Raw genomic sequence first — 23,053 nt, 5'->3', positions numbered from 1 at the left:
GTCACTTGAAGGTCAAGCGCATGCCAACAGACGCAGCCAGGTTTCGCATCGGCGAGGCCGCCCAGCGCTCCGGGGTCTCCACCGCCAGCATCCGCTACTACGAAAAGGAAGCCCTGCTCGCAGCCGGCCCGCGCAGCGAAAGCAGCTACCGCCTGTACAGCGATGCCGACATCCACCAGCTGCGCTTCATCCGCCTGTGCCGGGCCATGGACATGTCGCTCGACGAGGTGCGCATCCTGCTGGCGCTGGACCGCGACAGCGCCGCCGCCGACCACACGGCCTGCGACACGCTGGACGAGCACCTGAGCCACGTGCGCATCCGCCTGCAGGAATTGAAGACCCTGGAGCGCGACCTGATCGCCCTGCGCCGGCGCTGCGATGGCACCGATGGGCATTGCCATGTGATCGAGGCACTGCACGAGCGCGCCGATGCCGAGCCTGTGGCGCCGCCGGGGCCGGCGCCGGCCAAGCGGCATGTGTGAAGAGACGGCGGGGGGCTGAATCAGCGTGCAGTAGCCCGTGAAACGGGCTTGGCGTACGCTCTCAAGTGCTTGCAGACCTTGTTCAGGTCACTTTTCGGGTCAGGCTTGCCACGCGACAGGACGTGCTCGGTTTGAGCCACCATGTCCTCGAAGCGCGGATTGGATGCAAGGTACGCCAGGATCAGCCGGGAGTAGCCGGTGTCGCCATCAAAATGGCACTCCCTGGCCTCTCCCACCGCGCTGCCAGGGGCCGGCGGGCCGTTGACCAGCGCATCCAGCGCCACCAGGTCGTGCAGCCGGGCCAGCCATGGCGAGAACGCGCTCTGGATTTGTGATCGGCATGCGGCCACTTCGGCGGGGGTGGTCAGCGCGCTGTCCCCATCCAGGGTGCCGGACCAGCGCAGCACCGCCGTCTGCGTGGCGTGCAGCTGCGGCACGGCCTGGTGCATCAGTCCGTCCACATACCGGTTGCACACTTCGGCGCACACGTCGAAGTACATGACGCCTATTGCCGGCGTCGTCGAGTGGCGCAGGTACACCTTGATCCGGTCATGCTCGGTGGTCTTGGTGAAAAGACCGGGGCGGCTGGCGTCCTCCTGTACATAGCCTGCGGCCTGCAGCACCTCCGCCCCAGCGCGCACGAGCTCGCCCAGCGAGGCATCAATGTCCGCGAATTTCCGGTCGAGCCGGGTGAAGGAGAGGGCCGGCTCGCCGGGTCGGCCACCGTGCCGAAAACCGCATACTTCTTCAGCGAGGGCGGCAGGAACGCCGAAGACGGCATCGTGACCGTGCTGCGAACGCGCCTGAAGCGCAGATTGCAGCAACGGCTTCACCACCTTGGGCGCAACGCCTTCGATATGGAGGTGATCGCCGCCCTCCGCAAGTACATGGGAGACCCTCCAGACCATTGCCCCATCGCGGCAAAGAAAAGCCATCGAGGCGTTGGTGTTCTCGTCCTCGGCGCAGCCGATGACGATGCAGTTCAGTGACAACACCTTCATCAGCATCGGATCGATCACTGAATGAAAGAACTCGTCAAACACGATGACGTAGGTGCCGTTCGCCAGGTGTGCGCCCGCCATGGGCACGGTACCCGGCTGTACAGGCTGTGCACTGTCGACCAAACCCAGCTCGGCAAGAACCTCCGCGCCGGCCTTGGCTGCCACGCTGATCCAAGAAACTCGGTAACCCATCGCCACTCCCAGGCATCGATGCTGTAGATGCGGCGAGTTTGCCCTCTTTTATTCAGTGCCGGATCAATGGCCGCCGAACACGTCGACAGGCGGTGGGGACACATGCTGCCGCAGCTGGCCGTCGGCAACCTCCAGCGCCTCGGGGTAGCTGGCCCAGGGCCCGTGCACGGTGAGCACCGGGGCGCCGTCTTCGTCGAAGATGAAGATGCTGTGGGGTACCGGCGCGTGTTTGCGCAGCGTGACGGGCCTCACCATGTAGATGGAACCCTGAAGCTCGATGTTGGGAGGCCAAGGGGTGTTCATGCCGGCACCTGTTGCAAATGTTTCAACTGCGGCCATGCTATGCCCAGAAGCGCCATCTGGACGATCGGCAGCCCGGGGGAGCGTGATGTACTGCACGGATGCGGTCTGCATGTTGCAGCGCTCCCTACACCGCCGTCCAATCCCCATCCACCACCGCAGACACCCCGATCAGCCGGACCAGGCTGTCATGGCTGCCCAGCGCCGCTGTGGCGTCGTTCACCAGGAGGTAGGTGTCGGCACCGTAGCGAAAGGCAATGGCCTTGATCGCGCCGGCCGTGTTGGCGGCCAGGGTGGCGGCGTCCAGCAGCGAGGCGGAGGCGGCGATGCTGGCCAGTTGCGCAGTGCTGGGTGCGGCCTTGGCGGTGGGCGTGGCGGCGGCCAGGCGCAACTGGTCGATGCCGCTTGCGAAATCGGTCACCTCGATGGTCGAGCGGGCCAATTGGGCAGAACTGCCGAGGCCCAGGGCCCACGACCCGGGGCCGGTCAGGCCGGTGAGGGCGAGCACGTCGGCGCCCGCGCCCAGGGTGATGCTGTGGGCGTTGCGGGCGCCGATGGTGACGGTGTCTGCCCCGTCGCCCGCATCGATGGCCGCGCGCCCGCCGGATGCGTCGTTCACGGTGATGCGGTCTGCTGCAATGCCGCCGATGATGCCGATGGGCGTGGCGCCCGTGGTGGCGAACGTGAGGTCCAGCGGCGCCTGGAGATAGGCGGCATGGATCACTTCCACATGGGCGCCGGTGATGGTGGTGGTGAGGGCCTGTTCTCCGTAGAGCCTGATCTCCTCGGCCGCGCCCGCGGTGATCTTTGCGCTGTTGACCGTGGTGGTGGCCACGCTGCCGGGCATGCTGGCGATGCGCAGGGTGATCGCATTGGGCACGATGATCTCGTCCGTCCCGGTCGCATCGAACAGCGCGAGCTTGACCGGCTCATTCCTGTCGGAAGGGGGCTTGAAGAGCACCGTCAGCGCCGTGCCGGCCAGTGAGTTCTGGATGCCTACCAGCGTTGTGCTGTCCACGCCGGTGAATGTGACGTTACCACCCGGGGCCGCGTCGAGCCACAGTATCCCGGTCTCGTACGACTTCTCGGCATCGAACTGCGCCCCCGTGCCCGCGGTGATGTAGACATAGTCCATGAGGTACAAGGTGGGCGCTACTACCTCGCCGGCCGCCAGCGTGGCCTTGAGGATGTTGCCCTTCTCTCCCCGGCCGCCGGCCCGGATGACGTCTGTCGAGCCCAACTGGCCGGGCGTCATGGCCAGGAAGACGTCGTCGTATGGGGTGCCTGCCAGCGTGTCGGCGCGGCTGGTCAACTCCAGCGTAACCCCCGGGCCGCTGGAGTGGCTGTCGAACGTTAGATAGCCACTGTTGGCCGGGTTGGTGGAGTACGCGTGCGCCGCCTCGATCTTGTCGTTCCAGCGCACCGCCGCAGCCGCGTAGATGGCCAGGTCGCCCGTGGCGCCCTCCAGGCCCGAAAGGATTTGCCCCAGCTGCAGCGCGACGATGCCCAGATTGGTCTTGCCCACCGCGGTCAGGTAATTCGCCAGTTCGTTTTGCAAGGGCGGGGTTGGGCAACAGGCCCATCTTCTCCAGCAGCATGGTCGACAGATAGGCTTCGGACCAGGGGGAATCGCCATAGCCCTTGCCGAACTCCCGTGCCACCGCCTCGGGCCCCTTCGCTTCGACCGCGGCCACGTGGTAGCCATACGAATGCGGCCCATACCACAGCGGCTGTTCCAAGAGCAAACGGCTCAGCATGCTGACGGTGGCGTGTGCGCCGGTTATCTGCAAAGGCATCTTCAACCTCCCGGGGTCATTCTTGTGGTGCGCAAAGGCTATCGCATCCGCCTGGCTTTGGAGTGTGTTGGCCGTTCCCCACGTAGCAACTGTTTGCTACAGGGATGGGCCAGGCGGCAGGAGATTGTGTGGGCATGGATATCCCGAACGGCCCGCCTCTCGCCGACCGCGGGCGCGCCAAGACCCCAGCCCTCACACCATCGGAAACGCCCCAGGCCCTCTCTCCACCGTCACATCCCTGGCGCGCAATTCCGCCTGGCATTCCGAGCAGGTGGTGACCGGGTCGAACAGGTGGCCGCAGCCGGTGTGCCGGTGCAGAAGGGGGCGGCCGGCCTTGCCGGCCATGTGCACGTCGCCCCAGTGCACGATGGCCATGATGACGGGGTGCAGGTCCAGGCCCTTGGGGGTCAGGCGGTATTCATACCGGGCGGGAGATTCCTGGTAGGCCGCCTTGCGCAGCACGCCGGCCTCCACCAGCTTGGCCAGGCGGTCTGCCAGCATGGGGCGCGAGATGCCCAGTCGCTGCTGGAACTCATCGAACCGGCGCACGCCGAGAAAGCAGTCGCGCAGCACCAGCAGGGTCCAGCGGTCGCCGATCACCGAGACGGTGCGGGCCACCGAGCATGCTTCCTGTTCCAGGTCGTTCCACTTCATGTCCGCAACTCTACCCTTGACGAGTTCAATTTTCAAACTTATCGTGCAGTCAGTTCAAAAATAAAACCTACAAGGAGCAGGCGCAATGCCGGCTCCCATCTTTTTGCAACTTGAGGAGACCCCATGGCAGACGGCAAGAAGAAGGCAATACTGGTCATCGGCGCAGGCGATGCCACGGGCGGCGCCATTGCCCAGCGCTTCGCGCGCGAGGGCTATATCGCCTGCGTGACCCGGCGCGGCGCGGACAAGCTGCAGCCCCTGGTGGACCAGATCCGTGCCGCGGGCGGCGAGGCGCACGGCTTTGGCTCCGATGCGCGCAAGGAGGAAGAGATGGTGGCGCTGATCGCCAGGATCGAGGCCGAGATCGCGCCCATCGAGGTCGCGGTGTTCAACATCGGGGCCAATGTGCGCTTCGGCATCACCGAGACCACCTCGCGCGTGTACTTCAAGGTGTGGGAGATGGCCTGCTTTGCCGGCTTCCTCATGGGGCGCGAGGCGGCCAAGGTGATGCTGCCGCGCGGGCGGGGCACCATTCTCTTCACCGGGGCCACGGCCAGCCTGCGCGGCCGTGAGGGGTTTGCGGCGTTTGCGGGCGCCAAGCACGCACTGCGCGCACTGGCCCAGAGCATGGCGCGGGAGCTGTGGCCCCAGGGCATCCATGTCGCACACCCCGTGATCGATGGTGCGATCGATACCGAGTTCATCCGCAGCAACTTCCCCGAGCGCTACGCCACCAAGGAGCAGGGCGGCATCGTCAGCCCCGAGAGCATTGCCGAGGCGTACTGGCAGTTGCACAAGCAGCCCCGCGACGCCTGGACCCACGAGACGGAGATTCGCCCGTGGATGGAGACCTGGTGACCGCCCCTATCACTAAAACAACCCAAGGAGACAAGAACCATGAGCGATGTGACCGTGCAATTCCTGTTCGACTTCGGCAGCCCGAACGCCTACCTCAGCCACAAGGTGCTGCCCGGCATCGAGGCCCGTACGGGCGTGCGATTCGAGTACGTGCCCGTGCTGCTGGGGGGGCTGTTCAAGCTGGCGAACAACCGCTCGCCGGCCGAGAGCAATGCCGGCATCCCCACCAAGCGGGCGTATGAGCAACGCGAGATGGACCGCTTTGTGCACAAGCATGGCCTCTCGAAGTTTGCGCACAACCCGCACTTTCCGGTGAATACCTTGGCGCTGATGCGCGGTGCGGTGGCCGCGCGCAGGCTGGGCTGCTTCGAGCCGTATGTCGATGCCGTCTACGCCAGCATGTGGGAGCGTGGCCAGAAGATGGACGACCCGCAGGTGATCGCCGCCGAGCTGCACGCGGCCGGGCTCGACCCCGCAGCGCTGCTGGCCACCAGCCAGGAGCCCGAGGTGAAGAACGCCCTGTTGCTCAGCACCCAGGACGCCTTTGCCCGCGGCGCCTTCGGCTCGCCCATCTTCTTCGTAGGGGACGAGATGTTCTTCGGCAAGGACCGGCTGCGCGAGGTGGAGGAGGAGATCGTGCGGGCACGGGGCTAGTCTTACTGTCCCGCAAAAAAGTGCGCGTAAGCTGCTTCGGGCTCAAAGCGGTTTTTTTGTGATCTCCGCGTACAGGGTCGGCTCCGCCTGGAAGGTCCTTGGCCAAAACACCGCTCAGCCGGGCCGGTGGGGCGAGGCATAGGGCTTCTTCCACCGAAAGCACTGCAGGTCCCCGGCCATGTGGGTGTAGACCACCCAGTGGTCGCCCAGCTCGATGCCGCTGGCCATCGTGCCTGCGGAGGCTTGCCAGATCTCCTGGCCGGTGAACTTGTCCCAGGCCTTGGGGCGGTAGTCTTCCATGCCCAGCAGCAGGTCGCCCTCGGTGTTGGTGACGGTGATCTCGCGCCGGGTGTGCACCACCCAGGCAGCCTGCATGTCGCCCGCTTCGGAGACGGTGACATACATCATGAACGATCGCGAACTGGCGTTGGAGATGACGAAGCCATCGTGCGCCGCGCTGATCTGGTAGGCGTAGGCGTTGCCGGTGAGGTGCTCGCTGGCCAGCAGGGCCTGGAAGGCCGGCTGCTCCACATAATTGAACTGGCCCACCAGGGCACTCGACTCCAGGTCGATGAGCAGCACCGAATTGCCGGCCAGCACGAACAGCCGGTTGCCATGCCGGTCCACGTGCTTCTTGAGGCGCCATTCGCCAATGCGGTAGGGCGCCAGGTCCAACTCCAGCAGCAGGGTGTTGGTCTTAAGGGAGTAGACGGTGAACACATCGCGCGCAGTGCCGAAGCCGTAGAAATAGTGGTCGGTGAACGGCAGGTAAAAGTCTATGTCCAGCGGCAGGTGGGCCACCACCTGGTAGTCCCGCACCACGTCCACGCCCTTGCTGCGGTCGTCAATATCCACCGGCCGGTACACCGCCCCACCGTAGGTGAAGACGAAGCTGGCCTCGGACCACTCGGGATTGGCGCGCGCCACGAATTCGCTGTACAGCACCTCGTTGGTCGCCAGGTCCAGGATTTCGGGACGCTCGCCCGACATGTAGAGCCGGTTGTTCGCATGGAAATGGGCGCGGAACGACGTCCTGGCCTTCAGCGCATAGAGCTGCGGAACCTCGCTCTCCTTGCCGTCGAATTCGTTGAGCTTGAACTCACGCAGGAAGTTCGAGCCCTCACCTTCGGACTTCGTCGTGTACAGCACATACAGCGAATCATTGCGCATGGTGGCAGAGACATATGCGCCATCTCCCAGCACCAGCCGGTGTACTGCTTTCTTGATCGGCAACCCAACGCTCAATGCAATCCCCCCGTGTGTTTTTGTGCAAGTATGCCCTGAACGTGGAGAGCTGCGCGGGGTCGAAGAGGGGGCGCTGCCGGTGTGCCGGTACAGCAGCGCTCAGGCGACACTCGTGGCAAGTTCCGCTCGGTCTATTCCGGCTGAATCCCCGCTTCTTTGACCACCTTGCCCCACTTGGCAAGGTCGGACTTGATCAGCGCCGCATACTCCTGCGGTGTGCCGCCCTGGATCTCGATGCCTGCGGCTTCGAGCTTGGCGCGCACCTCGGGCAACTTCAGGGCCGCGTTGATCTCGGTGTTCAGACGGGCGACGATGGCCTTGGGCGTGCCGGCCGGGGCCAGGAAGCCGCCGTTGGTGTTGGCGTCGTAGCCTTTGAGGCCTTGCTCTTCGGCCGTGGGCACGTCGGGCAGGGCAGCGGTGCGCTTGCGGGTGGAGACCGCGATGGCGCGCACATTGCCGCCCTTGACCTGGGCCTGGATGGCGCTGATGGTGTCGATGTACAGCGCGGTGCGCCCGGCCAGCAGGTCCGGGTGCGCGGCCGACGAGCCCTTGTAGGGCACCAGCAGCATCTGCGTGCCGCTGGCCATGCGGAACATCTCGGCCGCCATCTCCTGCGCGCTGCCGCGGCCCGAGGTGGCGATCTTGGCCTGGTCGGGATGGGCCTTCATCCAGGCGATGAATTCGGGCAGGGTCTTGGCGGGGATCTGCGGGTACATGGCGAAGACCAGCGGCACCTCGTGCGTGTAGACGATGGGCTCGAAGCTCTTTTCCGGGTCCCAGCCCAGGTTCTTGAACAAATACTTGTTGATGTTGTGGCTGCCGCCCACGATGCCGATGGTGTAGCCGTCGGGCGGTGCCTTGGCCAGCACGTCGGTGCCCAGGTTGTTGGAGGCGCCGGGGCGGTTGTCCACCACCACCGCCTGGCCCAGCGCGGCGGCCAGCTTGTCGCCCACCACGCGGGCAATGGTGTCGATGGCGCCGCCCGGCGGCGCGGGCACGATGATCTTGATGGCGCGCGTGGGGTAGGCGGCCTGGGCCGCGGCCAGCAGCGGCGCGGCGGCCAGCGATGCGATGGCGGCGGCACGGGCCAGCCGGGTGAGCAGGGATGGTGTGTGCATGGTGTCTTGTCTCCGTTGGTCGTTGTTCGTCGATGGAATCAATGGGCCATCAGCCCCGGCCCACATAGGGCATGGCGCTGGCCATGAAGGTCATGGTGAGCACGTTGGCGGAGAGCGGCAAGGCCGCGATGTGGCGCACCGCATCGGCCACATGGGTGGCATCCATCATGGGTTCGGGCGCCACCGTGCCGTTGGCCTGCAGCACGCCGCGGGTCATGCGCTCCGAGAGTTCGGTGAGCGCATTGCCCACGTCGATCTGGCTGGCCACGATGCCGTAGGCCCGGCCGTCCAGCGCGAGCGCCTTGGTCAGGCCGGTCACGGCGTGCTTGCTCATGGTGTAGGGCGCGGTGAAAGGCCGCGGCGTGTGCGCCGAGATGGAGCCGTTGTTGACGATGCGCCCGCCCTGCGGTGCCTGGCGGCGCATGAGGCTGAAGGCCGCGCGGGCGCACAGGAACATGCCGCTCACATTGGTGTTGAGCAGCTGGAACCACTTGTCCAGCGGCAATTCGTCCATGGGCACGGCGGGTGCGTTCACCCCGGCGTTGTTGAACAGCAGGTCCAGCCGGCCGAAGCGTTTTTCTATGGTGTCGAACAGCGCCTGCACGCTGGCCGGGTCGGTCACGTCGGTGGGCACGGCCAGCGCGGTCTGGCCACGTGCGGCGGCCTCCTGCGCCAGGGCCTGCAGCGGCTCGGCGCGGCGGCCGGCCAGCACCACGGTCCAGCCGTCGTGCAGCAGGCCCAGGGCGGTGGTGCGGCCGATGCCGCTGCCCGCGCCGGTGACCAGGGCGATGCGGGCATGGGGTGGTCGGTTTTCGGTGTTCAAACGGTGTCTCCTTCAGTGGGATTCATTGGTGGGGCGCGGGCCCACGGCCATGCGCAGTTCGCCGACGCCCTGCACGCCGGCATGGATGGCATCGCCCGGCTGCAGCGGGCCCACGCCCGCCGGTGTGCCGGTGTAGATGAGGTCGCCCGGTGCCAGCGCCACCGAGCGCGACAGCAGGGCTACCAGTTCAGCCACGGGCCAGAGCAGTCCGGACAGGTCGGCACGCTGGCGCTCCTGCCCGTTCACCGTGAGCCAGATGGCGCCCTGGCGCGGGTGGCCGCACTGCGCCACGGGCACAATGGGTGTGCAGGGGGCCGCATGGTCGAAGGCCTTGGCGGGCTCCCACGGGCCGCCGGCGCGCTTGGCCTGTTGCTGCAGGTCGCGCCGCGTCATGTCCAGCCCCACGGCATAGCCCCAGATGTGCTGCGCTTCCACGGCACCGGGGGCGATGTCGCGCCCGCCCTGGCCTATGGCCACCACCAGCTCCACTTCGTGGCAGAAGTCGGCGGTGCCGGGCGGGCAGGGCAGCGTGCCCTCGGCAGGCACCACGGCGCTGGCGGGCTTCATGAACCAGGCGGGCATCTCGGTGGGCGGTGGCTCATCGGGCTGCCAGCGGTAGTTGCGGCCTATGCAGAACACCCGGCCCACGGGAAAGCGGGCGCTGCTGCCCGCCACGGGCAGGGTGACCGGGGCTGGCGGGGGAAAAGTGAAGTCCACCACGGCGGCTCACTCCACGGTGATCTTGCGGTTCTTGATGATCTGCGCGTAGCGCGCCTTGTCGGTGGCGATCAGCTTGCCGAACTCTGCCGGCGAGGTGGCGCGCGGTACACCGCCCAGGCCGGCAAAGCGGGCCTTCACCGCTTCGTCCGCCAGCACGGCGCGCACGTCGGCCGAGATCTTGTCCACCACTTCGGGCGGTGTGCCGGCGGGTGCCAGCAGGCCGATCCACGAGATGGCGTTGAAGCCTGGCAGCGCGCCTTCACCCAGCGTGGGCACGTCGGGAAAGGCGGGCAGGCGCTTGTCGCCCGTCATGGCCAGGGCGCGCAGCTTGCCGGCCTTGATGTGGCCCGAGGCTTCCAGCGCCGTCATGAACGAGAGTTGCACATGGCCGGCCAGCAGGTCGGCAATGGCCGGGCCGCCGCCCCGGTAGGGCACATGCAGGATGAAGCTGCCCGTCTGGTCCTTGAACATCTCGGCCGCCAGATGCGGCGCACCGCCCGCACCCGAGCTGCTGTAGCTCAGCTTGCCCGGCTGCGCCTTGGCCAGGGCGATGAACTCGGCGGGCGTCTTCGCAGGCACCGCGGGGTTGACCATCATGGCCAGCGGCAGCTCGGCGATCAGCGAGACCGGGGCGAAGGCCTTGTCCGCGTCGTAGGGCAGCTTGGCGTAGAGGGACGGGTTGATGGCCTGCGTGCCGATGTTGCCCAAGAGCAGGGTGTAGCCGTCGCCCTTGGACTTGGCCACGAAGTCGGCCCCGATCTGCCCGGCCGCGCCGCCCTTGTTCTCCACCACCACGGGCTGGCCCCAGCGCCGGGCGAGTTGCTCGGCGATGACACGGCCGCCGGTGTCGGAGCCGCCCCCGGGCGGAAAGGGCACGACCAAGGTGACGGGCCGGTTGGGAAAGGACTGTGCGAGTACCGGGCCCGCCAGTGCGGTGGTGCCCAGGGCAATGGCCAGCGTGAGGGCGGTGCGTCGTGTGGACGTCATGGTGTCTTGTCTCCGTTGTGGTTCTGGAATCAATCGAAGGGAATGCGGCGCGGCGTTGGCGCCGCTGTCAGGTCATGTGGTCAGGCTCATGGCCGGGCGCTCGCCGGCCAGGGCCTGGGCAATGCTGTCCAGCACCATCTGGCCCATGGCCGCGCGCGTCTCCCAGGTGGCGCTGGCGCGGTGGGCCTGCAGCACGGTGCGTTCGCTCTGGCGCAGGGCCAGGGGCACGCGCGGTTCGTCCACGAACACGTCCAGCCCGGCGCCCGCGATCTGGCCCGCGCTGATGGCGGCGGCCAGGTCGGCCTCGTTGACCAGGCGCCCGCGCGCCACGTTGACCAGGTAGCCCCGGGGGCCCAGCGCGTCGAGCACGGCGGCATCGACGATGCCCTCGGCACTGTCGGCCGCGGCGCACAGCACCAGGGCGTCGGAGGCACGCGCCAGGTCGAGCAGGGCGGGCACGAAGCGGTGCGGCACATCGTCCATGGCGTAGAGGTCGGTGTAGGCGATGGGGCAGCCGAAGGCCGCGGCACGCGTGGCCACGGCGCGGCCCACGCGGCCCATGCCGACGATGCCCACGCGCATGCCACTGAAGCGCCGCGCCAGCGGAATGGCGCTGGGCTGGGGGAACTGCTCCCACTGCCCCTCGCGCACAAAGCGGTCACCCGGGCAGATGTTGCGGCAGGCCGCGATCAACAGGCCGATGGCCAGGTCTGCCACGTCCTCGGTCAGCGCGCCCAGCGTGGCGGTGACGGGCAGGGCGCGGGCGCGGCAATAGGCCAGGTCCACCGCATCGGTCCCCACACCGTTCACGGCCACCACCTTCAAGGCAGGCAACTGCTCCAGCATGGCGCGGGCAATGCCGGTGTGGCCGCCGGTGACCACGGCCTCGATGGCCGTGCCATTCGCAGCCAGCCAGGCGGGGCCGTCGGCAATCTCGAAGTACTTGTGCACGGTGTAGCGCTCGGCCAGCGTGTCGTTGACCGCGGGGATGAGGATGGGGTTGAGCTGCAGGACCTGGGGTTTCGTCATGGCGTGGTGCGGTGTACGTTGCAATGGAAGGCATCGTAGTTTTGTGTTGATGCACTGGTCAATCTTGACGCGTAAAATCAATGTATAGACACCAACCGGACCTGATGCACCATGGCTTCCTGGATTTCGATGACCGAGGCCTGCCAGCTGCTCGGCGTGCAGGCGCAGACCATCTATGCCTACGTGAGCCGGGGCAAGCTCGAGGTCATGCCCGACCCGGCCGACCCGCGCAAAAGCCTGTACCGCGCCGAGGACCTGAGCGGCCTGGCCCGGCGCAAGAAGGCCGGCAGCAAGCGCGAGACCCTGGCCACCAACACCTTGTTCGGGGCCGAGCCCAGCATTCCCACCGCGCTCACGGCCTTCTTCCGCGAGCGCCCGCACTACCGCGGCGAAGACGCCATCGCCCTGGCTTGCACGGCCACGCTCGAAGATGCCGCGCAGTTGCTCTGGGGGGCCGAGCAGCCCGTGGACTTCGGCTGCGATGCGCCACAGGCCGCGGCCGCGCCGGGGCGTGGTGCTGCCTTCACGGTGCTGGCCGGGTTGGCTGCCACCGGGCATTCCACCAGCGGCCGGCTCACGCGTGTGCTGCATGCCGAGGGGCAGGCCCTGGTGGGCCAACTGGCCAATGCCTTTGGCGCCCGGCCGGGCAAGGGGGCGCTGCACCTGCGCTTTGCCAAGGGCTGGAAGCAGCAGGCCCCGGTGGCCGAGCTGCTGCGCACGGCCCTGGTGCTGCTGGCCGACCACGAGCTCACCAGCTCGGCCTTTGCCACGCGCATCGCCGCATCCACCGGAGCATCGCTGCCGGCCTGCGTGCTGGCGGGGCTGAGCACGCTGTCGGGCCCGCTGCACGGCGATGCCTCGGGCCGCGTGCAGGCGCTGTTCAGCGAGGTCGAGCGCGTGGGTGAAGACAAGGTGCTGGCCCACCACCTGGCCAATGGTCTGCCTCTGGCCGGCTTTGGCCACCACATCTACCCCGACGGCGACCCGCGCGCCGCCGCCTTGCTGGCCCTGTTCGAGCCGCCCGAGGGCATTGCGCGCTTCATCGGCAAGGCCACGGAACTGACCGGCCTGCAACCCAATATCGACGTGGCCCTGGCGGCTCTGGTGGCGCACCACCGGCTGCCGGCGGATGCGGCCTTTGGCCTGTTCGCCACCGCGCGCAGCGTGGGCCTGCTGGCGCACGCGCTGGAGCAACTGGGCACGGCCCAGGTGATCCGCCCGCGCGGGCGCTATGTGGGGCGGGTACCGGTGGCGCCGCAGGGTGGGCGCAAGTAGCCAGGGTGTTGTGAGCGCATGTATCGCCTGCTATGCATTGGATAGCTGAGTAGCCATACAGCATAAGCCGCATCCGTTGCAAGTGCCCGATGGACTACACGGGCCATCGGCTTTGGTGAAGGCCTCACCAAAGCTATCATGTTCTGCATGATCAACCGTCTGCCCGGCCTGTCCCTGCCCGATCGTGCCTGGAGCACGGTGCGCCGCTGGGCCGTGGCGTGGTGGCGCATCCTCTACCTGGGGGCGGTGGTGCTGGTGCTGGTGCTTTCGCCGTCGAGCTATGGGCGCGGCACGCGCCGCTCGCTGGCGCGCCACCTGTACCTCGATACTGCGCCCGTGCTGCTGGGCTTCACGGTACTGGCCGCGCTGCTCAGCCTGGTGCTCACGCGCATCGTGGTGGTCACGGCGCTGAGCTATGGCCTGTCGCGCTATGCCATGGAGATGGTGATCCGCGTGCTGGTGCTGGAGCTGATCCCGCTCACGGCCGCGCTCTTCGTGGCCATGCGCGCCACCATCCCCAACGGCACGCAACTGGCCCTGCTGCGCCAGTCAGGCCGCTTCGACGAGCTGCGCGCCCAGGGCTCCGACCCGGTGCGCGTGGAGCTGCTGCCGCGCGTGGTGGCCGGCGTGTTCGCCAGCATCACGCTGGCTGCACTCAGCTGCGTGGTGGCCCTGGTCATGGGCTACCTGGGCGTCTACGGCTTCAACCTGGCCGAGGCCGAGGGCTATACGCGCATGTTCGGCCGCGTGTTCACGCCCAGCGTGACCACACTGTTCGCGCTCAAGACGGTGTTCTTCAGCCTCACCGTGGCGCTGATCCCCATGGCGGCGGGCCTGTACGACGCCGAGGGCAGCACCCAGCCCGACTCCGAACTGGGGGGCCTGGCGCGCATGTTCGCCGTGCTGCTGCTGATCGAGGTGGCCTCGCTGATGGGCAACTACTACTGATCCCCCAAAAAGAACACCACCCACCATGACCGAACGCACCCCGCCACCCGCACCGCCGCCGCACACGCACGTGCATGTGCCCACCCAGGCCGGCTCCACGCAGGAAACGCTGCGCCCCGTGGCCTACCTGGAGATCAAGGCCGCGGCGCTGCTGATGTTCACGCTGTCGCTCATCATCGGCTCGGGCCTGTTCCTGATGTATGCGCGCGGCGTGTTCGAGCCCACGCAGACCCTGGTGCTCACGGCCGACGATTCCGAAGGCGTGGTGGTGGGCATGGACATGACGTTCTCGGGCTTTCCCATCGGCCGGGTGCGGCGCATTGAACTGGCCGACGCCGGCAACGCGCGCATCACCGTCGAGGTGCCCAGCAAGGATGCGCACTGGCTGCGCCAGTCCAGCGTGTTCACGCTGGTGCGCGGCATCGTGGGCGGCACCAACATCCGGGCCTACAGCGGCATCCTGACCGACCCGCCGCTGCCCGACGGCGCCGTGCGCCCCGTGCTGCGCGGCGATGCCACGGCCGAGATCCCGCAGCTTATGGCTTCGGCGCGCGAGCTGCTGGGCAACCTCAATGCCCTCACCGCGCAGGATGCGGCGCTGGGCGGCACGCTGGCCAACGTGCGCGAGCTGACCGAGCGCCTGAACGGGCCGGGCGGGATGCTGGGAGCGCTGACGGGCAATGCGGACGATGCGAAGAAGATCGCCACCGCGCTGGACCGCGCCAACACCCTGCTGGCGCGCCTGGACACCCTGGCCACACGCGCCGATCGCCAGGTCTTCGGTGCCGACGGCAATGGCAAGGATGCCCTGGTGCCCGAGCTGCGTGCCGCCGTGGGCCAGGTCAACGGCCTGCTGGCCGACACGCGCGAGAGCCTCAAGAAGGTGGACGCCGTGCTGCTCGAAGCCCAGGCCGTGGGCGCCAACGCACGTGAGGCCACCACCGACCTGGGCGCCCTGCGCGCCGAAGTGGAAAGCAACCTGCGCAAGATCGACAGCCTGGTCACCGAGATCAACCGCAAATGGCCGTTTGCTCGCGACCGGGAGATCAAGCTGCCATGAAGAAGAACATCACCACGACGTGGGCCACGCTGGCATTGGGCGTGCTGCTGGCCGGCTGCGCCAGCAAGCCGCCTGAGCCCGAGTGGGAGATGAATGCCCAGGGCTCCTCCCAGAAGGCGCTCGACGCCTATCTGAGCGGCAACGCCCGCGTGGAAAAGCTCGAATGGGAGCGCGCCCGCGCCGAGGTGGCGCGCACCGGCCGGCCAGACCTGCTGGCCCGGCTGGAACTGCTGCGCTGCGCTGCCCAGGTGGCCAGCCTGGTGGGAGAGCCCTGCACCGCCTTCGAGGCCCTGCGCCAGGATGCCGCCGCACCCGAACGTGCCTATGCCGACTACCTGGCCGGCAAGCCCCTGGCCGCGCCCGAAGTAGCCCTGCTGCCGCCGGCCCAGCGTGCCGTGGCCGGCGCCGGGGCGGGCGGCGCCGCACTGGCCGGCATCGAAGACCCACTCTCGCGCCTGGTGGCTGCCGGTGCGCTGCTGCAGGCCGGCCGGGCCGACCCGGCTGCCATCGCCACGGCGACCGACACCGCCTCCGCCCAAGGCTGGCGCCGCCCGCTCCTGGCCTGGCTGCTGCTGCAGGTGCAGCGCGCCGAGGCGGCAGGCGACCAGGAGGCGGCCGCCCGCCTGCGCCGGCGCGTGGCCGTGGTGGAGCAGGGCGGCAGTGGCAAATAGGCTGCTGGGGTACAGTTCAGCCGTGCGAAGACTTCTTGCCATCTGCGTGCTGCTGCTGGGCTGCGTGTTCCTGACCCAGGTGGTAGCGGCCAGCGTGTCGGCCTACGACCATTGCTGCATTGCCGACTGCGGCGATGGCGGCGCTTCCTGCACCATGCCCGGCTGCCAGCCCTGCGGCATGCCGCTGATGGCGGCCTCGCGCGCCCGGTTGAGTGACGTGCCGCAGAAATCAGGCCCACCCGTTGACGCGGGCCAACCGTGGGCGTCTTGGAGCACCTCGGTATGGATACCGCCTGATTGAGGTTTGGATGGATTTTTTTCCTTTTTATCCAAAGACCAACAGGAGTTTCCCAATGAAGAAACCACTTTTCAAATTCGGCCTGGCCGCAGTCTTGCTGTCCATGGCCGGCATGGCCATGGCCCAGTCCGGCTGCTGCTCGGAGCTGGCCGAGTGCTGCCTGCACATGCTGGGTTGCTGCGATTGATCGCCTGAACCCAGCTCTGTGAGCAAAGCGGGCCGGCACCCAGCCTGGGGCCGGCCCGCTTCTTTTTTTGCGCTGGTCTATTGGAGTGATAGCCGCAACGCCAGCGCCGCGAGCGTGACCAGCAGCACGGGCACGGTGAGCACCACCCCCACCCGGAAGTACGTGCCCCAGCCGATGCGGATGCCCTTGCTCGAGAGCACGTGCAGCCACAGCAGCGTGGCCAGCGAGCCGATGGGCGTGATCTTGGGCCCCAGGTCGCTGCCGATGATGTTGGCGTAGACCATGGCCTCCTTCACCGTGCCGCTGGCCTGGGAGGCATCGATGGAGAGCGCACCCACCAGCACCGTGGGCATGTTGTTCATGAGGGACGACAACAGCGCCGTCAACACCCCGGTGCCCATGGCCGCGCCCCAGATGCCGTAACCCGCGAAGGCGTTGAGCCACTGGCTGAGGTAGGCCGTGAGTCCCTGGTTGCGCAGCCCATAGACCACCAGGTACATGCCCAGCGAGAACACCACGATCTGCCAGGGCGCACCACGCAGCACTTTGGTCGTGCTGATCACGTGGCCCCGTGCAGCCACGCCCAGCAGCAGCAGGGCGCCTGCAGCGGCCGTGGCGCTCACCGGCACGCCCAGTGGCTCCAGCCCGAAAAAGCCCACGAGCAGCAGCGCCAGCACCACCCACCCCGTCTTGAAGGTGGCCGCATCGCGGATGGCTGCCGCCGGCGCTTTGAGTTGGGCCGGGTCGTAGGTGGCAGGAATGTCCTTGCGAAAGAACAGCAGCAGCACCACCAGCGAGGCCGCGACCGAGGCCATGTTCACCGGCACCATGACGGTTGCATAGCCGTTGAAGCCGATGCGAAAGAAGTCGGCCGAGACGATGTTCACCAGGTTGGACACCACCAGCGGCAGGCTGGCCGCATCGGCAATGAAGCCCGCAGCCATCACGAAGGCCAGCGTGGCGCCCGGCCCAAAGCCCAGGGCCGCGAGCATCGCGACCACGATGGGGGTGAGGATCAGCGCCGCGCCATCGTTGGCGAACAGCGCCGCAACTGCTGCGCCCAGCAGCACGATGAGCGTGAACAGCATGCGGCCGCTGCCGCGCCCCCAGCGCGCCACATGCAATGCCGCCCACTCGAAGAAGCCTGCCTCGTCGAGCAGCAGGCTCACGATGATGATGGCGATGAAGGCGGCCGTGGCGTTCCAAACGATCTGCCAGACTACCGCGATGTCGGCCCAGTGCACGACCCCGGTGGCCAGCGCCACGGCAGCGCCCGCGCTGGCGCTCCAGCCAATGCCCAGGCCGCGCGGCTGCCAGATGACCAGCGCGATGGTGGCAACGAATATCGACAGAGCCAGGAGCATCTGTTCTCTCTTTCTACAGGGGTTTCAGGGACAGGGCCGGTAGCGGCAGGACTCGAAGGCAGGCTGCGCATGCGGCACTTGAATATTTCAATAATAGTTGTATTATTGAGTTCATGCAAGCCTCAATCGCCTACACCATCTTCCACAACCCGGCCTGTGGAACCTCACGCAACGTGCTCGCGATGATCCGCCACGCGGGCATCGAGCCCACGGTTGTCGAATACCTCAAGACGCCTCCCAGCCGTGAAAAACTCACGGAGCTGATCGCCGCCATGGGCACTCCGGTGCGAGCGGTGCTGCGGCAAAAAGGCACGCCCTACGACGAGCTGGGCCTGCAGAACCCCGAGCTGTCGGACGCGCAATTGCTGGACGCCATGATGGCCCACCCCATCCTGATCAATCGCCCCATCGTCGTGGCGCCTGGTAGGACGCGGCTGTGCCGCCCCTCCGAGGCGGTGCTGGACCTGCTGCCTCCGCTGCCCGGCCCGTTCGCCAAGGAAGACGGCGAACTGGTCATCGACGCCCAGGGCAATCGGGTGGTGTGATCCCGGCCGTCACGCCGTATTTCAACCATTCTTGTATAGTCAGCCTGTGCAAAAAGAAACCGCCACCTCCGTCTTCGAATCGCTGTCCTCGCCCGTGCGCCTGGACGTGTTCCGCCTGCTCGTGCGGCAAGGGCCCGAAGGCATGGTGGCCGGAGAGATCTCTGCCGCGCTGGACGTGCCGCCCACCAACCTGTCCTTCCACCTGAAGGGCATGACGCACGCCACCTTGCTCACCGTGGAGCAGGAGGGCCGCTACCAGCGCTACCGGGCCAACCTGGCGCTGATGGTGGAGCTGATCGGCTACCTGACTGAAGAATGCTGCGCGGGCAATCCTGACCTGTGCGTCGAGCTGCCTGGCAAAGCGAGTTGCGCGCCGGCGGCGACGTCAGTGCCTGCAGTATCCAAGAAGCGCTCCAAGACTGCCGTCACGGCTTGATCGCCGTGGCTACACCCCAGCCTGTCGCTTTGCGGTCATTATTTCAATATTTAATGAATTATTGAAAATAAATCTCCGATCTCGTTGCACACCACTCCCTGGAGTCCCCATGCCTGAAAAAATCTACAACGTCCTGTTCATCTGCACCCACAACTCCGCGCGCTCCATCCTGGCCGAGGCCTTGCTGAACCACTTCGGCGGCGGGCGGTTCAAGGGCTATTCCGCCGGCAGCTTCCCGTCAGGCACGGTGAATCCGCTGGCCCTGGCCACGCTGGGGCGCCTGCATGTGCCCGCGGTGGATGCACGCAGCAAGAACTGGGAAGAATTCGCCGCGCCCGACGCCCCCGCGCTGGACTTCGTGTTCACCGTGTGCGACAACGCCGCAGGCGAGGTCTGCCCCATCTGGCCTGGCCAGCCCATGAGCGCCCACTGGGGTGTGCCCGACCCTTCCGCCTTGGAAGGTTCGGATGAAGAAGTGGAGCGCGCCTTCCGAGACACCGCGCTGATCCTCAAGCGGCGCATCGAGTTGCTGCTGACACTGCCCCTTCAAAAGCTCGACACGCTGGCCATCAAGCGCCAGGTCGAGGACATCGGTCGCACCGCCTGAGCGGGCGCCATCGCCACGAACCCTTGTCTGTTGCACCACGACCATGACCACCAACATCCTCATCCTGTGCACCCACAACTCGGCCCGCAGCGTGCTGGCCGAAGGCATGCTCAACCACCTGGCCAAAGTCCGCGGCCTGGACGTTCGGGCGTTCAGCGCCGGCAGCGCGCCCAGCGGCCGCATCAACCCGTTTGCGCTGGAGGCGCTGGCCGCCGTGGGCGTCAAGACCGATGCCTTTCGCAGCAAGAGCTGGAACGAGTTCTCTGGCGCCGACGCACCCGTGATGCGCATCGTCATCACGGTCTGCGATAGCGCCGCCAACGAGGTGTGCCCGTACTGGCCGGGCACGCCCATCCAGATGCACTGGGGCTACCCCGATCCCTCCAATGCCCAGGGCGGTGAGGAAGGCAAGCGCCAGGCCTTCGAAATCACCCGCCAGGCCATCGGCTACCGCATGCTCCAAATGCTGGAGTTGCCACTGGCCGACATGAGCGACAGCGACCTGCAGGTGCAACTCAACCGCATCGCGCACAGCTGATCCGCACCCAATCTCCGCCTCTCGGACAACCCGGCTGCCGTTCCTTGCCCCATTCCATGCAACCTGACGTTCCCAACATCGATCCCCAACTGCTGCTGTCGCCCGATACCTCCCGACTGGCGAATCCGCTGGTGTCCACCCACCCGGTGCGCATCCTCATGCTCTACGGCTCGCTGCGCGAGCGTTCCTTCAGCCGCCTGGCGAGCGAAGAGGCGGCGCGCATTCTCGAAGCCCTGGGCGCCGAGGTGAAGACCTTCGACCCCACGGGCCTGCCGTTGGCCGATGGTGCACCGGACACGCACCCCAAGGTGGTGGAACTGCGCGCCCTGGCCGCCTGGTCCGAGGGCATGGTCTGGTGCTCGCCCGAGCGCCACGGTGCCATGACCGGCATCATGAAAACCCAGATCGACTGGATCCCGCTGGCCCAGGGCGCGGTGCGCCCCACACAGGGCAAGACGCTGGCAGTCATGCAGGTCTGCGGCGGCTCGCAGTCCTTCAACGCCGTGAACCAGATGCGTGTGCTCGGGCGCTGGATGCGCATGCTCACCATCCCCAACCAGTCGTCCGTGGCCAAGGCCTTCCAGGAGTTCGGCGACGACAACCGCATGAAGCCCTCGGCGTACTACGACCGCATCGTGGACGTGATGGAAGAGCTCGTGAAGTTCACCCTGCTCACGCGCGATGTGGCGCCTTACCTGGTGGATCGCTACAGCGAGCGCAAGGAATCGGGCGAGGCGCTGATGCGACGGGTGAACCAGGCGTCGATCTGACGCCCCACCAGCTACTCGGCTCGCGCAGGTAGTTGCTATTGACAACGAAGAGCCGGATGGCTAACCTGCGTTCATATAGGTGCGATACACAACCAAATATGACTACCACCAATCCAGGAACCGTGCTGCGCGAAGTCGCCCGCATGTACACGCGGGCCCAGCGCGTGGTGGCCGAATGCAGCAGCACCACCAACACCCAGTGCCACTTGCTGACCGAGCTGGGGCGCTCGGGCCCTTTGCCCTTGTCCGAGCTGGGCGCGCGTGTGAGCTTGGAAAAGAGCTGGGTCTCGCGCGCCGTGGAGGCCATGGCCGAGCGCGGCCTGGTGACCAAGGAGCCCAACCCGCAGGATGCCCGCAGCTGGCTGGTCACCCTGACTGCCGAGGGGGAGCGCAAGGTCCACGAGCTGAACACCACGCTGGATGCCCATGCGGCACAGCTGCTCGAATGCCTAAGCGGTCGCGACCGTGCAGCCGTTGAGAAATCGCTGCAGTTGCTGCTCAAGGCGCTGCGACAGGACCAGGCCGCGCCTTGCTGCGCCTTGCCTCGCCCACCAAAGGATGCAAGTCCGTGCTGCTGACCGGCACGACTCGATTCCATCCTGCCACCACCAGACCCTGATCCATGACCATCCGTACCGCCACCCCGGCCGACGCCGAGGCCATCACCGCCATCTACGCCCCCATCGTGGAGCACACCAGCATCTCGTTCGAGCTGGAGGTGCCGACCGTGGAACAGATGCGTGAACGCATCGCCAAGACCCTGCAGGAGCTGCCCTGGCTGGTCAGCGAGGACGTGCAGGGCCGGGTCAATGGCTATGTGTATGCCAGCAAGCACCGCGAGCGTGCGGCCTACCTGTGGTCCGTGGACACCACGGCCTACATCCGCGAAGACGCGCGCGGCCAGGGTATCGGCAAGCGGCTTTACAGCGAGTTGAAGCATGCCCTGGTCGGACTCGGTTACTGCCAGGCCTTTGCCGGCATTGCCCTGCCCAACCAGGCCAGTGCGGCGCTGCACGAGTCGGCCGGATTCGAGGCGCTGGGCGTGTATCGCAAGGTCGGCTTCAAGCACGGGCAGTGGCATGACGTGGGCTGGTGGCAGTGCAGCCTGCAGTCGCCTGCCCATCCCGCAGCCCCTCAGAAATTCGATGCCCTGGCCTGGCGCGCCGAAGCACTCCAGGCCTGAACCACAAGGACCGCCCATGCCCGTATTCTTGTCCCGCTACCTCTTGATCCTGGTTTTCATGGCCGGCCTCGGCGCCTTCGCCGTGGCCCGCGATGCCGGGGGACCGCTGGAGCCCGTGGTGCTGATCGCCTCGGCTACGGCCCTGCTGCTGGTCAGCGTGCTGGAGCGCTACGTTCCCTACAGAGAAAACTGGAACCGGCCGCATGGAGACCGCGCCACGGATTGGGCCAGTGCAGCCACGCTGATCGCGGTAGTGGAGCCGCTGCTCAAGCTGCTGGGCACGCTTGCGCTGCTCGCGGTGTATGGGCAGAGCGGGCCTGGAACGACCGGCACATCGGCGTGGTTGCAAGGCTTGCCCTTTGCGCTGCAGGTCCTTCTCGCCACGCTGCTCATCGAGTTCGGCAAATACTGGGCGCACCGGCTCCACCATATGCTGAGGCCCTTGTGGTGGCTGCATGCCATGCACCACAGCAGCGAGCGCCTCTACGCGCTGAACAACCTGCGCTTTCACCCGCTGAACCACGCCATCAACTTCGCCCTGTCCATGCTGCCGGCGCTGCTGCTGGGTTTCTCGTCCGAGGCCATCCTGTGCTACCTCGCCATTTCGCAGCCGGTGCTCATGCTCCAGCATGCCAACCTGGATCTGCGCAGCGGCTGGGCCAACTACGTGTTCAGCACCAACGAGGTGCATCGCTGGCACCACTCCACGGATAGCAGCGAGGGTGATTCCAACTTCGGCAGCGCCTTCGTCCTGTGGGACCAGGTCTTTGGCACCTTCCGCTACATGCCTGCGGGCAATGACCCCGTGCGGGTCGGTCTGTTCGCGTCCAGCGCGGGCTATCCGGCGCGTTCGAGTTACTGGGCCCAGTTGAAGTCGATGTTCTTGCCGACATGCTGCAGGGCTTGACATGCTGCGTGCAAAAATCGATTATTCGTAAAAATACGAATTAAGAAGGTGCCGTATGTCCTGCTGCCCGGGTGACGAAGAAGACGTGCTGGTCCTGCTGGACGATGACCGTACGGCCGAGCTGGCCATGCTGCTGAAGGCACTGGCCCACCCGGCGCGCATCCAGTTGCTGCGCCATCTGTCGAGCTATGGCCAGTGCTATTTCGGCAGCCTGGCCGATGTGGTGGGTCTGGCGCCGTCCACCACGTCGCAGCATGTCAAGGTGCTCAAGGAGGCGGGCCTGATCCTGGGCTCCGCCGAGGAGCAGCGCACCTGCTATTGCATCAACCCTGCTCGGCTCGCTGAGCTCAAGCAGCTGGTCCAGTCCCTGTGAGGAGGCCTAGGCCTCTTCTTTTTGTCATGAAT

29 protein-coding genes are annotated in these 23,053 nt (G+C 66.8%); 18 read left to right on the top strand and 11 right to left on the bottom strand.

Translation table 11 applies throughout. From position 1 onward, the window contains the following. The first annotated feature begins 20 nt into the window (after window positions 1-20). Window positions 21-482, top strand: a complete 462-nt coding sequence (locus HNP48_RS08075) for a MerR family transcriptional regulator (RefSeq protein ID WP_184856362.1) — start codon at window positions 21-23, stop codon at window positions 480-482. Window positions 483-502: 20 nt separating this feature from the next. Here HNP48_RS08075 and HNP48_RS08070 read toward each other — a convergent pair whose 3' ends face one another. The 4 genes from HNP48_RS08070 to HNP48_RS08055 all read right to left on the bottom strand — a co-directional run bounded on the left by HNP48_RS08070 (window position 503) and on the right by HNP48_RS08055 (window position 4,425). Beyond that, the gene (locus HNP48_RS08070) at window positions 503-1,648 is read right to left on the bottom strand and encodes a hypothetical protein (protein WP_184856361.1); all 1,146 of its coding nucleotides are present in this window, start codon (window positions 1,646-1,648) and stop codon (window positions 503-505) included. Window positions 1,649-1,738: 90 nt separating this feature from the next. Then, window positions 1,739-1,978, bottom strand: a complete 240-nt coding sequence (locus HNP48_RS08065; protein ID WP_184856360.1) for a hypothetical protein — start codon at window positions 1,976-1,978, stop codon at window positions 1,739-1,741. A gap of 124 nt (window positions 1,979-2,102) precedes the next feature. Continuing rightward, a complete protein-coding gene (locus tag HNP48_RS08060) occupies window positions 2,103-3,533 on the bottom strand; it encodes a bluetail domain-containing putative surface protein (RefSeq protein WP_260420136.1) in 1,431 nt (476 codons plus the stop codon). Between the two features lie 430 nt (window positions 3,534-3,963). Continuing rightward, complete coding sequence (locus HNP48_RS08055) at window positions 3,964-4,425, bottom strand: helix-turn-helix domain-containing protein (RefSeq protein WP_184856359.1); 462 nt, start codon at window positions 4,423-4,425, stop codon at window positions 3,964-3,966. A 123-nt stretch (window positions 4,426-4,548) separates the two neighbouring features. Here HNP48_RS08055 and HNP48_RS08050 point away from each other — a divergent pair, with 123 nt between their 5' ends. Beyond that, window positions 4,549-5,283 carry an SDR family oxidoreductase gene (locus HNP48_RS08050; RefSeq protein ID WP_184856358.1) on the top strand — a complete coding sequence of 245 codons (735 nt, stop codon included), beginning with the start codon at window positions 4,549-4,551 and terminating at the stop codon, window positions 5,281-5,283. A 39-nt stretch (window positions 5,284-5,322) separates the two neighbouring features. Then, on the top strand, window positions 5,323-5,937 hold the full coding sequence (locus HNP48_RS08045) for a 2-hydroxychromene-2-carboxylate isomerase (protein WP_184856357.1): 615 nt from the start codon (window positions 5,323-5,325) through the stop codon (window positions 5,935-5,937). A 114-nt stretch (window positions 5,938-6,051) separates the two neighbouring features. On the opposite strand, the gene HNP48_RS08040 is transcribed toward HNP48_RS08045, so the two are convergent. From HNP48_RS08040 to HNP48_RS08015, 6 genes are all read right to left on the bottom strand, one after another. After that, window positions 6,052-7,107, bottom strand: coding sequence for a hypothetical protein (locus HNP48_RS08040; RefSeq protein WP_184856356.1), 1,056 nt, complete (start codon window positions 7,105-7,107; stop codon window positions 6,052-6,054). Window positions 7,108-7,313: 206 nt separating this feature from the next. Further along, window positions 7,314-8,300, bottom strand: coding sequence for a tripartite tricarboxylate transporter substrate binding protein (locus HNP48_RS08035; protein WP_184856355.1), 987 nt, complete (start codon window positions 8,298-8,300; stop codon window positions 7,314-7,316). Between the two features lie 49 nt (window positions 8,301-8,349). Continuing rightward, window positions 8,350-9,123, bottom strand: a complete 774-nt coding sequence (locus HNP48_RS08030) for an SDR family oxidoreductase (RefSeq protein WP_184856354.1) — start codon at window positions 9,121-9,123, stop codon at window positions 8,350-8,352. 12 nt (window positions 9,124-9,135) lie between these two features. Beyond that, entirely contained in the window at window positions 9,136-9,843 is a 708-nt protein-coding gene (locus HNP48_RS08025; protein ID WP_184856353.1) for a fumarylacetoacetate hydrolase family protein, read from the bottom strand. A 6-nt stretch (window positions 9,844-9,849) separates the two neighbouring features. After that, window positions 9,850-10,830 (bottom strand): tripartite tricarboxylate transporter substrate binding protein, encoded by a 981-nt coding sequence (locus HNP48_RS08020; RefSeq protein WP_184856352.1) that lies wholly within the window; start codon window positions 10,828-10,830, stop codon window positions 9,850-9,852. A gap of 72 nt (window positions 10,831-10,902) precedes the next feature. Beyond that, the gene (locus HNP48_RS08015; protein ID WP_184856351.1) at window positions 10,903-11,859 is read right to left on the bottom strand and encodes a 2-hydroxyacid dehydrogenase; all 957 of its coding nucleotides are present in this window, start codon (window positions 11,857-11,859) and stop codon (window positions 10,903-10,905) included. 111 nt (window positions 11,860-11,970) lie between these two features. Between HNP48_RS08015 and HNP48_RS08010 the strand changes: the two genes are divergently transcribed. From HNP48_RS08010 to HNP48_RS35325, 6 genes are all read left to right on the top strand, one after another. Further along, window positions 11,971-13,134, top strand: a complete 1,164-nt coding sequence (locus tag HNP48_RS08010; protein ID WP_184856350.1) for a citrate synthase family protein — start codon at window positions 11,971-11,973, stop codon at window positions 13,132-13,134. Window positions 13,135-13,281: 147 nt separating this feature from the next. Next, window positions 13,282-14,082 carry an ABC transporter permease gene (locus HNP48_RS08005; protein WP_184856349.1) on the top strand — a complete coding sequence of 267 codons (801 nt, stop codon included), beginning with the start codon at window positions 13,282-13,284 and terminating at the stop codon, window positions 14,080-14,082. Window positions 14,083-14,107: 25 nt separating this feature from the next. Next, the gene (locus HNP48_RS08000; protein WP_184856348.1) at window positions 14,108-15,142 is read left to right on the top strand and encodes an MlaD family protein; all 1,035 of its coding nucleotides are present in this window, start codon (window positions 14,108-14,110) and stop codon (window positions 15,140-15,142) included. Continuing rightward, complete coding sequence (locus HNP48_RS07995; protein WP_184856347.1) at window positions 15,139-15,813, top strand: hypothetical protein; 675 nt, start codon at window positions 15,139-15,141, stop codon at window positions 15,811-15,813. Before HNP48_RS08000 ends, HNP48_RS07995 begins: the two co-directional genes overlap by 4 nt. 22 nt (window positions 15,814-15,835) lie before the next feature. Then, entirely contained in the window at window positions 15,836-16,114 is a 279-nt protein-coding gene (locus HNP48_RS07990) for a hypothetical protein (RefSeq protein WP_184856346.1), read from the top strand. Window positions 16,115-16,166: 52 nt separating this feature from the next. Continuing rightward, window positions 16,167-16,298 carry a hypothetical protein gene (locus HNP48_RS35325; RefSeq protein ID WP_260420135.1) on the top strand — a complete coding sequence of 44 codons (132 nt, stop codon included), beginning with the start codon at window positions 16,167-16,169 and terminating at the stop codon, window positions 16,296-16,298. A 77-nt stretch (window positions 16,299-16,375) separates the two neighbouring features. On the opposite strand, the gene HNP48_RS07985 is transcribed toward HNP48_RS35325, so the two are convergent. Then, window positions 16,376-17,662, bottom strand: a complete 1,287-nt coding sequence (locus HNP48_RS07985; protein ID WP_184856345.1) for an arsenic transporter — start codon at window positions 17,660-17,662, stop codon at window positions 16,376-16,378. 113 nt (window positions 17,663-17,775) lie between these two features. Here HNP48_RS07985 and arsC point away from each other — a divergent pair, with 113 nt between their 5' ends. The 9 genes from arsC (at window position 17,776) to HNP48_RS07940 (ending at window position 23,021) form a co-directional block, all read left to right on the top strand. Beyond that, window positions 17,776-18,207 (top strand): arsenate reductase (glutaredoxin), encoded by a 432-nt coding sequence (arsC, locus tag HNP48_RS07980; RefSeq protein WP_184856344.1) that lies wholly within the window; start codon window positions 17,776-17,778, stop codon window positions 18,205-18,207. Window positions 18,208-18,253: 46 nt separating this feature from the next. Beyond that, window positions 18,254-18,643, top strand: a complete 390-nt coding sequence (locus tag HNP48_RS07975) for a helix-turn-helix transcriptional regulator (protein WP_184856343.1) — start codon at window positions 18,254-18,256, stop codon at window positions 18,641-18,643. Window positions 18,644-18,752: 109 nt separating this feature from the next. Beyond that, window positions 18,753-19,250 carry an arsenate reductase ArsC gene (locus HNP48_RS07970; RefSeq protein ID WP_184856342.1) on the top strand — a complete coding sequence of 166 codons (498 nt, stop codon included), beginning with the start codon at window positions 18,753-18,755 and terminating at the stop codon, window positions 19,248-19,250. A gap of 43 nt (window positions 19,251-19,293) precedes the next feature. After that, window positions 19,294-19,788 carry an arsenate reductase ArsC gene (locus HNP48_RS07965; protein ID WP_184856341.1) on the top strand — a complete coding sequence of 165 codons (495 nt, stop codon included), beginning with the start codon at window positions 19,294-19,296 and terminating at the stop codon, window positions 19,786-19,788. A gap of 56 nt (window positions 19,789-19,844) precedes the next feature. Beyond that, the gene (arsH, locus tag HNP48_RS07960) at window positions 19,845-20,558 is read left to right on the top strand and encodes an arsenical resistance protein ArsH (protein WP_184856340.1); all 714 of its coding nucleotides are present in this window, start codon (window positions 19,845-19,847) and stop codon (window positions 20,556-20,558) included. 98 nt (window positions 20,559-20,656) lie between these two features. Beyond that, a complete protein-coding gene (locus HNP48_RS07955; protein WP_184856339.1) occupies window positions 20,657-21,136 on the top strand; it encodes a MarR family winged helix-turn-helix transcriptional regulator in 480 nt (159 codons plus the stop codon). 44 nt (window positions 21,137-21,180) lie between these two features. Next, a complete protein-coding gene (locus HNP48_RS07950) occupies window positions 21,181-21,741 on the top strand; it encodes an arsinothricin resistance N-acetyltransferase ArsN1 family B (protein WP_184856338.1) in 561 nt (186 codons plus the stop codon). Between the two features lie 16 nt (window positions 21,742-21,757). Continuing rightward, window positions 21,758-22,648: a sterol desaturase family protein gene (locus HNP48_RS07945; RefSeq protein WP_184856337.1), complete on the top strand. Its 891-nt coding sequence runs from the start codon at window positions 21,758-21,760 to the stop codon at window positions 22,646-22,648. Between the two features lie 55 nt (window positions 22,649-22,703). Continuing rightward, on the top strand, window positions 22,704-23,021 hold the full coding sequence (locus tag HNP48_RS07940) for a helix-turn-helix transcriptional regulator (protein ID WP_184856336.1): 318 nt from the start codon (window positions 22,704-22,706) through the stop codon (window positions 23,019-23,021). Window positions 23,022-23,053: the final 32 nt, after the last annotated feature.

Origin of the sequence: Acidovorax soli (assembly GCF_014207955.1) — a bacterium.
GTDB lineage: Bacteria > Pseudomonadota > Gammaproteobacteria > Burkholderiales > Burkholderiaceae_C > Acidovorax > Acidovorax soli_A.
Note: the sequence above shows the minus strand (reverse complement) of the source record. Positions and strands in the feature narration are given on the sequence as shown.

Excerpts from the sequence above, each read along its gene's own strand:
- HNP48_RS08075 (WP_184856362.1), top strand. The coding sequence starts at position 21 with ATGCCAACAGACGCAGCCAGGTTTCGCATCGGCGAGGCCGCCCAGCGC.
- HNP48_RS08065 (WP_184856360.1), bottom strand. The coding sequence starts at position 1,978 with ATGAACACCCCTTGGCCTCCCAACATCGAGCTTCAGGGTTCCATCTAC.
- HNP48_RS08055 (WP_184856359.1), bottom strand. The coding sequence starts at position 4,425 with ATGAAGTGGAACGACCTGGAACAGGAAGCATGCTCGGTGGCCCGCACC.
- HNP48_RS08050 (WP_184856358.1), top strand. The coding sequence starts at position 4,549 with ATGGCAGACGGCAAGAAGAAGGCAATACTGGTCATCGGCGCAGGCGAT.
- HNP48_RS08045 (WP_184856357.1), top strand. The coding sequence starts at position 5,323 with ATGAGCGATGTGACCGTGCAATTCCTGTTCGACTTCGGCAGCCCGAAC.
- HNP48_RS08040 (WP_184856356.1), bottom strand. The coding sequence starts at position 7,107 with ATGCGCAATGATTCGCTGTATGTGCTGTACACGACGAAGTCCGAAGGT.
- HNP48_RS08035 (WP_184856355.1), bottom strand. The coding sequence starts at position 8,300 with ATGCACACACCATCCCTGCTCACCCGGCTGGCCCGTGCCGCCGCCATC.
- HNP48_RS08020 (WP_184856352.1), bottom strand. The coding sequence starts at position 10,830 with ATGACGTCCACACGACGCACCGCCCTCACGCTGGCCATTGCCCTGGGC.
- HNP48_RS08015 (WP_184856351.1), bottom strand. The coding sequence starts at position 11,859 with ATGACGAAACCCCAGGTCCTGCAGCTCAACCCCATCCTCATCCCCGCG.
- HNP48_RS08010 (WP_184856350.1), top strand. The coding sequence starts at position 11,971 with ATGGCTTCCTGGATTTCGATGACCGAGGCCTGCCAGCTGCTCGGCGTG.
- HNP48_RS08005 (WP_184856349.1), top strand. The coding sequence starts at position 13,282 with ATGATCAACCGTCTGCCCGGCCTGTCCCTGCCCGATCGTGCCTGGAGC.
- HNP48_RS08000 (WP_184856348.1), top strand. The coding sequence starts at position 14,108 with ATGACCGAACGCACCCCGCCACCCGCACCGCCGCCGCACACGCACGTG.
- HNP48_RS07995 (WP_184856347.1), top strand. The coding sequence starts at position 15,139 with ATGAAGAAGAACATCACCACGACGTGGGCCACGCTGGCATTGGGCGTG.
- HNP48_RS35325 (WP_260420135.1), top strand. The coding sequence starts at position 16,167 with ATGAAGAAACCACTTTTCAAATTCGGCCTGGCCGCAGTCTTGCTGTCC.
- HNP48_RS07985 (WP_184856345.1), bottom strand. The coding sequence starts at position 17,662 with ATGCTCCTGGCTCTGTCGATATTCGTTGCCACCATCGCGCTGGTCATC.
- arsC (WP_184856344.1), top strand. The coding sequence starts at position 17,776 with ATGCAAGCCTCAATCGCCTACACCATCTTCCACAACCCGGCCTGTGGA.
- HNP48_RS07970 (WP_184856342.1), top strand. The coding sequence starts at position 18,753 with ATGCCTGAAAAAATCTACAACGTCCTGTTCATCTGCACCCACAACTCC.
- HNP48_RS07965 (WP_184856341.1), top strand. The coding sequence starts at position 19,294 with ATGACCACCAACATCCTCATCCTGTGCACCCACAACTCGGCCCGCAGC.
- arsH (WP_184856340.1), top strand. The coding sequence starts at position 19,845 with ATGCAACCTGACGTTCCCAACATCGATCCCCAACTGCTGCTGTCGCCC.
- HNP48_RS07955 (WP_184856339.1), top strand. The coding sequence starts at position 20,657 with ATGACTACCACCAATCCAGGAACCGTGCTGCGCGAAGTCGCCCGCATG.
- HNP48_RS07950 (WP_184856338.1), top strand. The coding sequence starts at position 21,181 with ATGACCATCCGTACCGCCACCCCGGCCGACGCCGAGGCCATCACCGCC.
- HNP48_RS07945 (WP_184856337.1), top strand. The coding sequence starts at position 21,758 with ATGCCCGTATTCTTGTCCCGCTACCTCTTGATCCTGGTTTTCATGGCC.
- HNP48_RS07940 (WP_184856336.1), top strand. The coding sequence starts at position 22,704 with ATGTCCTGCTGCCCGGGTGACGAAGAAGACGTGCTGGTCCTGCTGGAC.